The 14325-nt window shown below is 66.7% G+C and carries 12 protein-coding genes; 4 read left to right on the forward strand and 8 right to left on the reverse strand.

Annotation, left to right across the window (positions count from 1 at the left end; genetic code table 11):
* Positions 1-3: 3 nt before the first annotated feature.
* The gene (locus IB232_RS11020) at positions 4-2958 is read left to right on the forward strand and encodes an HD domain-containing phosphohydrolase (protein ID WP_192398575.1); all 2955 of its coding nucleotides are present in this window, start codon (positions 4-6) and stop codon (positions 2956-2958) included.
* A 58-nt stretch (positions 2959-3016) separates the two neighbouring features.
* Here IB232_RS11020 and IB232_RS11025 read toward each other — a convergent pair whose 3' ends face one another.
* A complete protein-coding gene (locus IB232_RS11025) occupies positions 3017-3358 on the reverse strand; it encodes a YggL family protein (RefSeq protein ID WP_192398576.1) in 342 nt (113 codons plus the stop codon).
* Between the two features lie 197 nt (positions 3359-3555).
* On the opposite strand from IB232_RS11025, the gene dacB reads away from it, so the two are divergent.
* The gene (gene dacB, locus IB232_RS11030) at positions 3556-4989 is read left to right on the forward strand and encodes a D-alanyl-D-alanine carboxypeptidase/D-alanyl-D-alanine-endopeptidase (protein ID WP_192398577.1); all 1434 of its coding nucleotides are present in this window, start codon (positions 3556-3558) and stop codon (positions 4987-4989) included.
* 125 nt (positions 4990-5114) lie between these two features.
* Here the strand turns inward: dacB and rlmKL are convergent, their stop codons facing one another.
* Positions 5115-7307: a bifunctional 23S rRNA (guanine(2069)-N(7))-methyltransferase RlmK/23S rRNA (guanine(2445)-N(2))-methyltransferase RlmL gene (rlmKL, locus tag IB232_RS11035; RefSeq protein ID WP_192398579.1), complete on the reverse strand. Its 2193-nt coding sequence runs from the start codon at positions 7305-7307 to the stop codon at positions 5115-5117.
* Between the two features lie 405 nt (positions 7308-7712).
* Between rlmKL and rmf the strand changes: the two genes are divergently transcribed.
* On the forward strand, positions 7713-7928 hold the full coding sequence (gene rmf, locus IB232_RS11040; protein WP_043216230.1) for a ribosome modulation factor: 216 nt from the start codon (positions 7713-7715) through the stop codon (positions 7926-7928).
* Between the two features lie 87 nt (positions 7929-8015).
* Here the strand turns inward: rmf and IB232_RS11045 are convergent, their stop codons facing one another.
* Positions 8016-9041, reverse strand: coding sequence for a quinone-dependent dihydroorotate dehydrogenase (locus IB232_RS11045; RefSeq protein WP_192398581.1), 1026 nt, complete (start codon positions 9039-9041; stop codon positions 8016-8018).
* Positions 9042-9148: 107 nt separating this feature from the next.
* Complete coding sequence (locus IB232_RS11050) at positions 9149-9370, reverse strand: DUF2835 domain-containing protein (RefSeq protein WP_137972780.1); 222 nt, start codon at positions 9368-9370, stop codon at positions 9149-9151.
* A gap of 149 nt (positions 9371-9519) precedes the next feature.
* Between IB232_RS11050 and IB232_RS11055 the strand changes: the two genes are divergently transcribed.
* On the forward strand, positions 9520-10413 hold the full coding sequence (locus tag IB232_RS11055) for a DUF6685 family protein (RefSeq protein WP_192398582.1): 894 nt from the start codon (positions 9520-9522) through the stop codon (positions 10411-10413).
* 65 nt (positions 10414-10478) lie between these two features.
* Here IB232_RS11055 and IB232_RS11060 read toward each other — a convergent pair whose 3' ends face one another.
* The 4 genes from IB232_RS11060 to IB232_RS11075 form a co-directional block, all read right to left on the reverse strand.
* The gene (locus IB232_RS11060) at positions 10479-10835 is read right to left on the reverse strand and encodes a ribonuclease E inhibitor RraB (RefSeq protein WP_137972778.1); all 357 of its coding nucleotides are present in this window, start codon (positions 10833-10835) and stop codon (positions 10479-10481) included.
* Positions 10836-11077: 242 nt separating this feature from the next.
* A complete protein-coding gene (locus IB232_RS11065) occupies positions 11078-11839 on the reverse strand; it encodes an SDR family oxidoreductase (protein WP_192398584.1) in 762 nt (253 codons plus the stop codon).
* Complete coding sequence (locus IB232_RS11070) at positions 11836-12759, reverse strand: alpha/beta hydrolase (protein WP_192398586.1); 924 nt, start codon at positions 12757-12759, stop codon at positions 11836-11838. Before IB232_RS11070 ends, IB232_RS11065 begins: the two co-directional genes overlap by 4 nt.
* Entirely contained in the window at positions 12743-14218 is a 1476-nt protein-coding gene (locus IB232_RS11075) for a flavin-containing monooxygenase (protein WP_192398588.1), read from the reverse strand. The genes IB232_RS11070 and IB232_RS11075 overlap by 17 nt, the downstream gene beginning before the upstream one ends.
* Positions 14219-14325: the final 107 nt, after the last annotated feature.

Genomic DNA, 14325 nt, shown 5'->3' on the forward strand with positions numbered 1-14325 from the left:
ACAATGCAGGGCAAGACTCGAGGCAAAGAGCGGCGCTTTCCACTCCACGTTCATATCAGCGTGCTGTTCACTCTGCTGCTGCTCGGCAGCGGCGTGATCCTCGGCCTGTTCAACTACTACCAGACCACCCAGGTCATCCTCTCCAGCAGCAAGCAGTTGTTCGCCCAGATGCGCGAGGAAGTGGAAGCCGACCTGCAGCACACCTACCAGCCGATCCGCCATCTGCTCGGCCTGCTTGCCCTCAACGAGCGCAACCTGTCTCGCGACAGCTACCAACGGATGAGTCTGCTGCCAATCTTCGCCCAGGCCCTGCGCGACAATCCCAAGCTGGCCTCGCTCTACCTGGGCTACGAGGATGGCGACTTCTTCATGGTGCGGCCGCTGCGCGACGAGCGGCTCAAGCAGATCTTCAATGCCCCGGCCAACGCGGCCTTCCAGGTCTGGAGCATCGACCGCAGCGGCGAGGCCCGGCCGATCTCCGAGTCGCAGTTCTTCGACGCCGAGCTCAACTGGATCAGCCGCCGGCAGAACCTCAGCGAGAAGTACGACCCCCGTACCCGCCCGTGGTACCAGAGTGCCCGTGAGCGTGGCGAACTGATCACCACCGAGCCCTATGCGTTCTTCTCCACCAAGGACGTCGGCACCACCCTCGCCCGCACCAGCAGCGGCGACACGGTGCTCGGCGCCGACCTGACCCTGGCCGACCTCTCCGCCACCCTGGCCCGGCACAAGGTCACACCCTCCACCGAGGTGGTGCTGTATCGGCCGGATGGCGCCGCCGTCGCCTATCCGGATATTGGCAAGCTGGTGGTGAGCAACGGTACCACCCACCTGGCCCAGGTCGAGCGCCTCAGCCCGGCCCTCGGCGAATTGTTCCAGCGCAGCCTGGACAAGGACCGCGAAGGTGCCATGAAACTGGCAGGCAAGCGCTGGCAAGTGTCCTACAGCCAGCTCGACGAGGGCGGCCCTAACGGACTGCGCCTGGCCCTGCTGGCGCCGGAGGAAGAACTGCTCGCCGACGCCTACCGCATTCGCTGGCAAGGCGCGATGCTGACCCTGACCATCCTGCTGTTGTGCATCCCGCTGGGCTGGCTGATGTCACGCATCCTGGTCAGACCGCTGCGCGCCCTAGTCGCCGAGGCTGAGGCGATCCGCAGCTTCAACTTCGCCCACCCGGCCAGCGGCCGCTCGCCGGTGCTGGAGATCGACCAACTGGCCGTGGCCATGGGCAAGATGAAGGACACCCTGTCCAGCTTCCTCGACATCACCGCCAGCCTGTCCGCCGAGACCCGCTTCGACGCCCTGTTGCGCCGTGTACTGAAGGAGACGGTGGACCTCAGCGAGGCCAGCGCCGGGCTGCTCTACCTGCGCGACGGTAGCAGCGGCGCCCTGGAGCCCCACGGCCTGTTCATCAACGACGAGCAGCACAGCCTGGAACAGCACCGCATCCCCGCCTATCCGGCCGGCGCGGCCAGCATCCCCGCCTGGATCCGCCAGCCCGCCGAGGGCGGCGCTACCGCCGTGGCTTCGCTGGGTTTCGACCAGGCCGAAGGCTTCCAGAGCCTGCTGCACACCCTCGACAGCCCGCGCATACATCTGGTCTGCACCGGCCTGCACAACCGCCAGGGCGAGACGGTCGGCGTGCTGATGCTGCTGCACCGCGACACAGGCGAGGAAGCCGAGCCGACCATGTTGAAGCCGCAGCGCATCGCCTACGTCGAGGCGGTGTCCGGCGTCGCCGCCCTGTGCATCGAGAGCCAGCGTCTGCTGGAGCAGCAGAAGCAGCTGCTCGACGCCTTCATCCAACTGATCGCCGGCGCCATCGACGCCAAGAGCCCCTACACCGGCGGCCACTGCCAGCGCGTGCCGGAACTGACTCTGATGCTCGCCCGCGCTGCTGCCGCCAGCGACGCCGAGCCGTTCGCCGGTTACCAGCCCAGCGACGAGGAATGGGAGGCCCTGCATATCGCCGCCTGGCTGCACGACTGCGGCAAGGTCACCACGCCGGAATACGTGGTCGACAAGGCGACCAAGCTGGAAACCATCTACGACCGCATCCACGAGGTACGCACCCGTTTCGAGGTGCTCAAGCGCGATGCCTGGATCGCCTATTGGGAGGGCGTGGCCAAGGGCGGCGCGGAGGCCGGCCTGGCCGCCCTGCGTGACGAGACCCTGGCCGCCCTGGACGACGAATTCGCCTTCATCGCCCGCTGCAACCTGGGTGGCGAAGCCATGGCCGACGCCGACCTGGAACGCCTGCGCAGCATCGGCGCTCGTACCTGGACGCGGACCCTGGACGACCGCCTCGGCGTGTCCTGGGAAGAGAACCAGCGCCAGGCCCGCAGCCCGGCGCCCGCGCTGCCGGTGCAGGAACCGCTGCTGGCCGACAAGCCCGAACACCTGCTGGAGCGCCCGGACAGCGAGTTGATCCCGACGGACAACCCCTGGGGCTTCAAGCTCGACGTGCCGCTGCACAAGCTCAACCGCGGCGAGCTGTACAACCTCGGCATCACCCGCGGCACCCTCACCGCCGAGGAGCGCTACATCATCAACAATCACATGGTGCAAACCATCCGCATGCTCGATCACCTGCCGTTCCCCAAGCACCTGGCGAACGTCTCGGAGATCGCCGGCGGGCACCACGAAAAGATGGACGGCAGCGGCTACCCGAAACGCCTGAGGCGCGAGGAAATGAGCCTGCCGGCGCGGATGATGGCGATTGCCGACATCTTCGAGGCACTCACCGCAGTGGACCGCCCATACAAGAAGGGCAAGACCCTCACCGAGTCGCTCACCATCATGGCCGGCATGTGCCGCGGCGCCCACGTCGACCCGGAGCTGTTCGGCCTGTTCGTGCGCAGCGGCATTCCGCTGGCGTACGCCGAGCGCTACCTGCGCCCCGAACAGATCGACCCGGTGGACACCGCGGCGATCCTGGCCAAGGCCGGCCTGAGCTGATCTCCGGCCACAAAAAAGCCCGGCGCTGGCCGGGCTTTTTCATTCGCGTGGTGGCCGATCAGGCCTTGTTCACCGGGTTTTCCGGATACCACACGTCCATCAGCGGGCTGAGACTGAACTCGCTCAGCTCTTTGCGGCCCCTCAGCCAGGCTTCCAGAGCAGCGCGCTGCTCCTCATTGACCGAGCCGCGCTTGGCCAGGCAGACGAAGCCGTAGTCTTCACCGCCGACATAGCCCAGACCGTTGGCGTCGATACCGTCGCGCAGGAACTCGTCAACGAACTTGTCGGCGCCTTCTTCGCTCAGGCCTTCGTTGAAGCCGAGGGTCAGCTCGCAGCCCAGTTCCTGGAATTCGTCGACGCACAGTTTCTTGCGCAGGCGGCGGGAACGGTTGGTGGCCATAAACACTCCTAGATACTCATTGATTGCAACGGGCGGCACTCTAGCAGGTTGCCGCGCGAGCTGCCCGCCCGTTCAGAAATAAAGCCCGCGCAAGCGACTGTTCGAACCCCAAGTTCTGCATGCTTGGGGCATAATGCGCGGCAAAACAGCGGTATCCGCACCTCTTTTCGCCCTTTTTTCTGCCTGGGCCCGTGCCAATGATCAGAACGTTCCGCAGTCTCGTCGTCGCTTCGCTCCTGCTTCCCATCGCTCTTCCCCTCTCCGCCGCCCAGGTCAGCAGCACGCTGCCGGCCAAGGTGCAGCAGTCGCTCAAGGCCAACAAACTGCAGGCCAGCAGCCTGTCGCTGGTGGCCCTACCACTGGATGGCAGCGGTGGCGGCATCATCCACAACGCCGATGTGTCGGTGAACCCGGCCTCGACCATGAAGCTGGTCACCACCTACGCCGCCCTCGAACTGCTCGGCCCCACCCACCAGTGGCGCACCGAGTTCTATGGCGACGGCCCACTGAAGAACGGCGTGCTCAACGGCAACCTCTACCTCAAGGGTGGCGGCGACCCCAAGCTGAACATGGAGAAGCTCTGGCTGATGATGCGCGACCTGCGCGCCAACGGCGTGCAGCGCATCACCGGCGATCTGGTGCTGGACCGCAACCACTTCCACCACCCGACCCTGCCGAGCTTCAACGACGACGGCGGCGATCCGAACAAGCCCTTCCTGGTGGGCCCCGACTCGCTGCTGGTCAACCTCAAGGCCGTGCGCATGATCGCCCGCACCAGCGGCGGCAAGGTCAGCGTGATGATGGAGCCGCCGCTGACCAACGTGCGCATCGACAATCAGGTCAAAGCCCTCGGCGCCGCCAAGTGCCCGGCCTGGCCGGACGTGCGCTACAACCCCGTCACCCAGTTCGACGGCACCACCCTGGTGGTGACCGGCAAGCTGGCCGAGGGCTGCAGCGCCCAGACCTACCTGGCCCTGCTCGACCACCCGGCCTACGCCGCGGGCGCCGTGCGCGCCATCTGGCAGGAACTGGGCGGCAGCATCATCGGCAAGGACCGCGTCGGCGACGTGCCGAAGAACGCCCAGCTGCTGGCGCGCACCTTCTCGCCGGACCTCACCGAGATCATTCGCGACATCAACAAGTACAGTAACAACACCATGGCCCAGCAGCTGTTCCTCAGCCTGGGGCAGACCTTCCGCGACCGCGCCGACCCGGACGATGCCAAGGCCGCCCAGCGGGTGATCCGCAACTGGCTGGCGAAGAAAGGCATCACCGCGCCGCATCTGGTGATCGAGAACGGCTCCGGCCTGTCGCGCGCAGAAAGGGTCAGCGCCCGCGAGATGGCCGGCATGCTGCAGGCCGCCTGGCACAGCCCCTACGCGCCGGAGTTCATCGCCTCGATGCCGCTGGTGGGCATGGACGGCACCATGCGCAAGCGCCTCAAGCGCACCGGCATGGAAGGCCAGGGCCATATCAAGACCGGCACCCTGAACAACGTGCGCGCCATCGCCGGCTTCACTCGCACGGCCAAGGGCCAGAACTGGGTGGTGGTGGCGATCCTCAACGACCCGCGCCCTTGGGGCGCCTCGGCGATCCTCGACCAGGTGCTGCTGGACATCTACCGGCGCTGAGTGCGCCGCAACGAAAAAGCCCGCCATTCGGCGGGCTTTTTCATGTCGTACATTCCCGTGCGTCACCCTTCGGGCAGCTTCGCCGTGAAAAACGGCTGTCCTGCCGTTTTTTCATGGGAGCTGCATCAGGCCTTGGCGGTCAGGCGCCAGGCCCGGTGGATCTTCGCGTTACGCGCGAAGTCCTGGTCGATGGTCTGGGCGCTGATCTCCTCCACCGCATAGCGCTCGGTCAGGCTCTCGTCGAGCTGGAACTTGCGGAAGTTGTTGGAGAAGTACAGCACGCCGCCCTTGGCCAGGCGCGCCATGGCCAGGTCGAGCAGGTGCACGTGATCGCGCTGCACGTCGAACACGCCCTCCATGCGCTTGGAGTTGGAGAAGGTCGGCGGGTCGATGAAGATCAGCTCGTACTCGCCGCGATCGGCCTCCAGCCAGGCCATCACATCGCCCTGCTCCAGGCGCTGCTTATCGGAGAAACCATTGAGCGACAGATTGCGCCGCGCCCAGTCCAGGTAGGTCTTCGACAGGTCGACGCTGGTGGTGCTGCGCGCGCCGCCCTTGGCCGCGTGCACGGTGGCCGTGGCGGTGTAGCAGAACAGGTTGAGGAAGCGCTTGCCGGCAGCCTCCTGCTGGATGCGCAGGCGCAGCGGACGGTGGTCGAGGAACAGGCCGGTGTCCAGGTAGTCGGTGAGGTTGACCAGCAGGCGCACGCCGCCTTCGCTGACTTCCATGAACTGGCCTTGCGCCGCCTGGCGCTCGTACTGCTTGCTGCCGGTCTGGCGCTCGCGGCGCTTGATCACCACCTTGTCCGGCGCCACGCCGAGGGCCACCGGGATCGCAGCCAGAGCATCGAGCAGGCGCGCCTGGGCCTTGTCCGGGTCGATGGAGCGCGGCGGTGCGTACTCCTGCACGTGCACCCAGTCGCGGTACAGGTCGATGGCCAGGGCGTACTCGGGCATGTCGGCGTCGTACAGGCGATAGCACTCGATGCCGGCCTTCTTCGCCCACTTACCCAGGCTCTTGAGGTTCTTCTGCAGGCGGTTGGCGAACATCTGCCCGCCTTCGGACAGGCGAGCCGGCTCGCTGGCCACCGGCGCCGCAGCGCCCTCCTCGCCAGCATGACGGCGCTCGCTGCGCTCACCAGTGACGAACTGCTGCGGAAGCACCTTGAACAGCAGCAGCTTGCACGGCAGCGCACCGTTCCAGAAGGCGTACTGCTTGTGGCTACGCAGACCCATGCGCTTGCCCAATTCGGGCGCGCCGGTAAACACCGCCGCCTCCCAGTTCAGGCAGCTCTGGCGCAGGCGCTCTCCGAGGTTCTGGTAGAGATACAGCAGGCTCGCCTCGTCGCCCAGGCGCTCGCCGTAGGGCGGGTTGCTGACGATCAGGCCGGTCTGGTTCTTGTCCGGGCGCGGCTCGAAGGTGGCCAGTTCGCCCTGGTACAGCTTGACCCACTCGCCGAGGCCGGCGCGCTCGATGTTGTTGCGCGCCGGCTGGATCAGTCGCGGGTCGGCCTCGTAGCCGCGAATCCACAGCGGCGGCTTGGCCAGGCCGGCGGCGGCGCGCTGCTCGGCCTCGGCGTGCAGCTTCTTCCAGATCGCCGGCACATGGCCCAGCCAGTTGCTGAAGCCCCAACGCTCGCGACGCAGGTTCGGCGCCATGTCGGCGGCCATCATCGCCGCCTCGACCAGGAAGGTACCTACGCCGCACATGGGGTCAGCCAGGGCGCCGCCCTCGGCAGCGATGCGTGGCCAGCCGGCGCGGATCAGGATGGCCGCGGCCAGATTTTCCTTGAGCGGCGCGGCGCCCTGCTGCAGGCGGTAGCCGCGCTGGTGCAGGCTGTGCCCGGCCAGATCCAGCGAAAGCACCGCCTCGCCCTTGTCCAGGCGCAAATGCACACGCACGTCCGGATCGACCTTGTCGATCGACGGCCGGGTGCCGGCCGGCGTGCGCAGCTTGTCGACGATGGCGTCCTTGACCTTAAGCGCGCCGAAGTGCGTGTTGTCGATGCCGGCGCCATGGCCGCTGAATTCGACCGCCAGGGTGCCGTCCGCCTCCAGATGCTCGGCCCAGTCCACCGCCAGTACACCCTGGTAGAGCTCCTCGGCGTTCTGCACCGGGAAACGGCGCAGCACCAGCAGCACGCGGTTGGCCAGGCGCGACCACAGGCACAGGCGGTAACCCACCTCAATGGGTGCGAAGCCGCGCACGGCGGCGGTCTGCTCGCGGGCCTCCTCCAGGCCCAGGCCGCTGGCTTCTTCGAGCAGCAGGCCTTCCAGGCTCTTGGGGCAGGTGAGGATCAGTTCGTAGCGGTCAGACATGGGGCATCCAGTAATCGGGGTGGCTGCATGGCCACCATATGTGACGGAAGGTCGCACGGCGACCCTTCGTCGGAATAAACAGCGCTCGCAGACGAGAGCAGTTCGCAATGGCAAAGCGCCTGCGTGGACAGCCGAGGTTCCCAAACGACGCGGCCCTCAGCAATCGGGCCAGCAAAAAAGGGTTGAACCTTATGGCTCCCATCCCACTCACGTTACGTCCTTATGACAAAACGATCATTCACAGGGTGGAACGCATTCGATAGAAATCAACTCAGGCCGGCACCGCAACGGTGCTGGCAGGTGGCCCGCCACGCCGGCAGCGGGCCCTACTGGCAGGAGCATTTTCTGCCTGGTCCCACCAAGGGGCCAACGGGACATAACAGTCAACAGTGAGGGCAACACCCGATGAGAAGACTTAAGCGTGATCCGTTGGAACGAGCTTTCTTGCGCGGCTATCAGCACGGCATTCATGGTAAATCCCGCGATATGTGTCCTTTCACCCACCCTACTACCCGTCAAGCCTGGATCAATGGCTGGCGCGAGGGCCGCGGTGACAACTGGGACGGACTGACCGGCACCGCCGGCATCCACAGACTCAACGAACTCCACGCCGTCGGCTGAATCAGGATCACCCCGACTTCACCAGACCGTCCCATCCGGGCGGTGGGCGAGAGCCCAAGGGCCCCTTCGGGGCCCTTTTTTATGACTTCAGTTCTTCGGCAGCGCGGCGATGGCGTCCACCGCCTCGCGGATCAGCGCCGGCCCCTTGTAGATGAACCCGGAATAAATCTGCACTAGGCTCGCGCCGGCGGCGATCTTCTCCGCCGCGTGCGCGCCCTCAGTGATGCCACCCACGGCGACGATCGGCAGACGGCCCTTCAGCTCGCCAGCCAGTACACGCACGGTGTGGGTACTCTTGTCGCGCACCGGCGCGCCGGACAGGCCACCGGCCTCGTTGCCGAACGGCAGGTTCTCCACGCCCTCACGCCCCAGCGTGGTGTTGGTGGCGATCACCGCGTCCATGCCGGTTTCCACCAGGGCCTGGGCCACCTGCACGGTTTCCTCGTCGCTCATGTCCGGGGCGATCTTGATCGCCAGCGGCACGCGTTTGCCACGCTGTGCGGCCAGGTCTTCCTGGCGCTGGCGCAGGGCTTCGAGCAGCTGCCTGAGCTGGTCACCGAACTGCAGGCTGCGCAGGCCCGGAGTGTTGGGCGAGCTGACGTTGACGGTGACGTAGCTGGCGTGGGCATAGACCTTGTCCAGACCGATCAGATAGTCGTCCACCGCGCGCTCGACCGGGGTGTCGAAGTTCTTGCCGATGTTGATGCCCAGCACGCCCTTGTACTTGGCCGCGGCGACCCGGGCCAGTAGGTGGTCGACGCCATGGTTGTTGAATCCCATGCGGTTGATGATCGCGGTGGCTTCCGGCAGGCGGAACAGGCGCGGCTTGGGGTTGCCCGGCTGCGGGCGCGGGGTCACGGTGCCGATCTCGACGAAACCGAAGCCAAGCTGGGCGAAGCCGTCAATGGCGTCGCCGTTCTTGTCCAGGCCGGCGGCCAGGCCCACGGGGTTGGGGAACTCCAGGCCCATCACCGTCACCGGCAGATTGCTTGGGGCCTTGCACACCAGGCCGTTGAGGCCCAGGCGGCCACCGGCACCGATCAGGTCGACGGACAGTTCGTGAGAAGTTTCGGGGGCAAGACGGAACAGCAGCGCGCGGGCCAGGTCGTACATGGGCGGATCGGCTCGGAGTAAGGTGGCAGTGGGAAACAGAGCGCGATTATAGCCGCCGGCACTAGCCTCAGGCGAGGCAAGGGAGTAATAAGGAGACCGTTCGAGTGCTATTGCAGTTGACGCAGGCCCAGCAGTTCCCCGGCCGCGCTGAATTCCAGCTCGAACACGCCGTGAATACCGTCATGGCGCAGGAATGGACGCAGGTGATGCGCCGGCAAGCTGACCTTGCGGCCATCGCGGCTATAGAGCAGAACCCGATTGGCGCGCCCCTGGTACACGGCCAGGAAGCGTTCCGCAGGCAAAGCGATATCCAGCACCAGGCTGGGCATGGAGGCATCCTCGAAATGATCGGCATCATTCTGCCACAGGCAGCAGCCCAATCAGCGCCCACGATGATGGGCCCGACGCATCGCTATAGTGCACCGCGCCGGCGCCTCTGCCACACTGGCACCGTAGTGCCAGGAGTATCCTTCGGGTCATGAGTCTGTCCGAATCCCCCACCAGCATCGCCTCGCGCCTGTCCGCCCTGGCCCAGCGCCTCGGCCTCAGCGGCCGTGTGCCACGCCTGGTGTTCGAGCGCGCGCGCGCCCTGCGCCTGCCGTTCAAGGCGTTGCCGGTGCCGGTGCCGAGCGTCTGGTGGCAGGCCGGCCCGCCGCTGCATCGCCTGGTGGATCTGCCGCGCGATGCCCTCTCCGGACCGGTACAGGAAGACAAGGCGGCCGCCCGCGCCGTGCTGATGGGCGTGGTGGAACGTCAGCTGGTGCACCTCGACGACTTCGACCTACGCGAGATCGACGGTCTGTGCAGCCCGCCGCCGAGCCTGGACAGCGCCCTCACCAGTTTCGAAGAGCTGGCCTCCTGCCCCCTGGGGCGTTGTGCCCGCATCATCAGCTACAAGGATTTCCTCAAGACCATCAGTCATGCCATGCCGCGCTTCCTCGCTGCCGAGGCGGTGGAGCTGCGCCAGGCCAGCTGGTATGGCGAGCGCATGTTCTGGGCCGGCGAGCAACACGGCGAGGAGTTCGCCTGCGCCATCGCCTACGCCCGCCTGCGCGGCCTGGAAGTCACTCTGCCGGCCGAGCTGACCCGCTATCGCCTGAGCGCCAGCGGCCTGGCCGAACTGCGCCGGCTGTACCACATGACCGCCATGCCGGTGCAGGCCTGGAGCGAGCCGAGCTTCATGAGCCTGCTGCTGGACAATGGCCTGCCCTACGCGCGTCTGTCGCTGCTGCGCTACCCGGACGCCCCGGAATTCCTGTTGCTGCCCAAGGATTCGCCGGAGGCCAATGCCCTGGGCGAGGGCCTGCGCCTGGCCGGCGCACCGGACGTGATCGGCTACCTCGAAGCGCTGCAACAGCGCACCGCGGCCTGATTCATTAAAGAGATAGGGAAGACAGGTACCGACCAACCCAGCGGGTTGGCCGGCATTCACAGCGCTCAGAGCCGACTGGCGACCTGAGCGTCGAGACGGACTTCCTGGGTCACGCCCCAGCCGTCCAGCACGCCGCCGAGCGGCACCACCAGAGCCTCCAGATCCTGCTCGAAATCGCCGATACCGGCGTGGGTGGCATACATCACCTTACTCACCTGCAGGTGCCAGGCGCCATCCTCGCGGATGCTCACCTGCGCGTTCATGGACTCGCCGCGAAACTGCCTGGCCGCCTCTCTGGCCCGATCCTCATTCGGGAAGATGGCGTAGAACTCGATGGGATGGACACGGGCGAAATCGAAACCGCCCTCTTTCATGCGGCGCAGAACGTTAGTGCTGACATCATCTTGGAAGGCTGTGCTCATAAACGACCTCCTCTCAGGCGATGGATCGACCGCAGCCGCCAAGGATTTGGCAGCCATGCGGCACCGCGCGGTGCCGCCCGAGAATCAGGCAGCGACTGCCTGATCTGTCATGCGCGAGCCAGAGGCCCGCGGACGGTTGGCCAGACGAAGGCTGACCGATGCCGTCGTTTTTTCAGGGTAGCGTTTAGCCGGGCACCTTGCTGCCCCTCCTATCATTCAACCGAGCTTCAGCGACGGGCGGCTCAATCGCGGCTCATCCAGCCCATCAGCAGGCGACTGATGGCCGGTGGCGAGACCTGGCCGGCGCCGTACATCAGGCGGAAAAGCCAGTGAATCGGCCGGTGCACCCTGGGCCGCTCGACCTGGCGCCACAGCGCCTGGGCGATATCCTCGGCGCGCAGCTTCACTCCCATGCGCCGCAGCGCCGGCGGCGTGAAGCGCTGGCTATCAACCATCGGCGTGGCGACGAAGGGCGGCATCAGGTCGCCGACATGGATGCCATGGCGCCGCCACTCCAGCTCCAGCGCCTCGGTCAGGCCGCGCACGGCGAACTTGGAGGCCGAGTAGCTGACCATATGCGGCGTACCGTACAGGCCGGACGCCGAGCCCATGTTGACCACCTGCGCCCCCGGCGTGCCCTTGAGGTACGGGAACGCCGCATGGGTCACCTGCAACAGGCCGAGCACGTTGATCTGCAGGATGCGCGCATGCTCCTCCAGGCTGATCTCCTCGAAATGGCCGAAGCGCAGCACGCCGGCCGAGTTGAACAGCAGGCGCAGGCGCCCGCCGTGGGCCGCGCAGAAGTCCTGCAGCGCCTCGCGCACCGCACCGGCATCGGTGACGTTGAGTCCGGCGTGCCACACCCCGCCCAGCTCGGCGGCCAGCGCGGCGAGGGCCTGATGATCGATATCCAGCAGGCCGACGCTCCAGCCGCGGGAATGGAACAGTCGGGCGGCCGCCGCGCCAATGCCGGACGCGGCTCCGGTAATCAGGATGGTGTTCATCGGCAACCTCGCTCCCCCAGGAATTCGACGATCCGGCCCATGGCCAGGTCGGCGGCGGCCAACAGGCCGCAATTGATCTGGAACACATGCCACTGGCCCGGATAGACCTCCAGGCGCAGGTCCAGGCCCGGACGCTCGCCCAGGCGCAGGCTCTGCTCCAGCAGATGCTCGTCCTCACCGACCTGCACCAGCAGCGGCGGCAGACCGTGTAGCTCGGCCCGCAGCGGTGACAGCAGCGGCTGGCTGCGCGTCTCGCTCGCCGGGCAGTAGGCGTCTATCCCCTGCTGCAGCCAACCGCGGGTGATCAGCGGATCGCCGCCCGCTGGCTCGTGCCAGACGCTGCCCGTCAGATCGGTGACCGGCGACAGGCACACCAGCGCTGCCGGCTGCGGCAGCCCCTGCTCGCGCAGGCGCAGCGCGCAGCTCAGCGCCAGATGGCCGCCAGCCGAGTCACCGGCAAGAACGATACGCTCGGCCGGCTGGCCCTGCTCCAGCAGCGCCCGGTAGGCGGCCAGCACATCGTCGGCCGCCGCCGGCCAGGGATGCTCCGGTGCCAGACGATAGTCCAGCGCGCAGACCCGCAGGCCGGCCAGTTTCGCCAAGGTGGTGGTGATGGCGCGATGGGTGCGCGGCGAACCGACCATAAAGGCGCCGCCATGCACATACAGCAGCACCCAGCCGTTGCCCCGTGGTGGCGACAGCCATTCGCAGGCAACGCCGCCGAGCATGCCCGGTTCGATGCGCACCCCGCGCGCGGCTGGCGCAATCGCGGTGGCCAGGCGCAGCACGTGGCGCTGGATGCGCGGCGTCAGGCGCGGATGCATGCCGCTGCGGAACACCAGCCAGGTGCAGGCCCGCAGCAACGCCGTGAGCAGGCGCTGGGCAAGGCCTGGCATTGGTAGCTCAACGGACCAGGTCATAGTCGCTCCACTGCGGCCGGCGGGTGTGGCGGCGATAGCTGAAGGTGAAGCCGGACCAGTTGTTGGTGTGCTTGCCGGCGGCGTTCTTGTACCAGCTGGAGCAGCCCTGCTGCCACACCGAATGCTCGATGGCCTGCTGCACCCGGCGGTTCCATTCGGCCTGCACCGGCAGGCGCACGTCCAGGTAGCGCACGCCCTCCTCCAGCTTGGCCAGGCAGTCCAGCACGTAGGGGAACTGGCTCTCGAGCATGTAGATGATCGAGTTGTGGCCCAGGTTGGTGTTCGGCCCGTAGAGGATGAACAGGTTGGGGAAGCCGGCCACGCTGATGCCCTTGTAGGCCTCGGCACCGTCCTGCCATGCCTGGTTCAGGTCCAGGCCACCGAGGCCGCGGATCTGCATCGGCGCGAGGAAATCGCTGGCGGCGAAGCCGGTACCATGGATCAGCACATCCACTTCGCGCTCCACCCCGTCGGCGGTGACGATGCCGCGCTCGCTCACCTCGCGGATCGCCTCGTTGACCACCTCCACCTGCGGCTGCACCAGGGTCGGGTAGTAGTCGTTGCTGATCAGGATGCGCTTGCAGCCCAGCGGGTAGTCCGGGGTCAGCTTCGCCCGCAGCACCGGGTCGGCCACCTCGCGGGCGATATGACGGAGGAACAGCTGGCGGTACGGCTTCATCAGCACGGGCAGCAGAAAAAAGGCCACTCCGCGGGCCTCGTGAAACAGGTACTGCCAGGCCCGGTCGAGCTTCTGCGTCCACGGCCAACGCTGCATCAGCGCCAGCTCGAAGCGGCTGTAGGAGCGATCCGGCTTGGGCAACACGTAGGCCGGCGTGCGCTGGAACAGATGCAGCTTGCTCACCTTGGCGGCGATCTGCGGCACGAACTGGATGGCGCTGGCACCGGTACCGATCACCGCCACGCGCTTGCCGGTCAGATCCACATCGTGGCGCCAGCGCGCCGAGTGGAAACTCGCCCCGGCGAAACGCTCGAGCCCGGGGATATTCGGGTACAGCGGCCGGTTGAGCTGGCCACAGGCGCTGACCAAGGCCCGCGCGCTGAAGCTGGCGCCGTCGGAGGTGGTCACCCGCCACAGCGCGGCCGACTCGTCGAACCAGGCCTCGGCCACCTCGCTGTTGCAGCGGATGCGCCGCGCCAGGTCATGGCGCGCGATGCACTGGCGCACGTAGGCGAATATCTCCGTCTGGGGTGCGTAACGGCGGGTCCAGTCGGTCTTCGGCTCGAAGGAGAACGAGTACAGGTGCGAGGGCACGTCGCAGGCGGCGCCGGGATAATCATTGTCGCGCCAGGTGCCGCCGGGCTCAGCGCCCTTCTCGAGGATCAGGAAGTCGTCCTCGCCACGCTGACGCAGGCGCATGGCCAGGCCGAGGCCGGCGAAACCTGAGCCTATGATCAGCACGCGCAGGGGCGCCTGCTGCTCGGGAGTGGTCTTATTCATTCTTATCTCCGTGAGCCGCCAGTATTGCGGATGACGGCGATGCTACCCACTCCCCCCGCCTCAGTTTATGGCATAGTCGGCCAATAAATTGTGACTTTCGGACAAGC

It is taken from the genome of Pseudomonas sp. PDM15, assembly GCF_014851565.1.
Lineage (GTDB): Bacteria > Pseudomonadota > Gammaproteobacteria > Pseudomonadales > Pseudomonadaceae > Aquipseudomonas.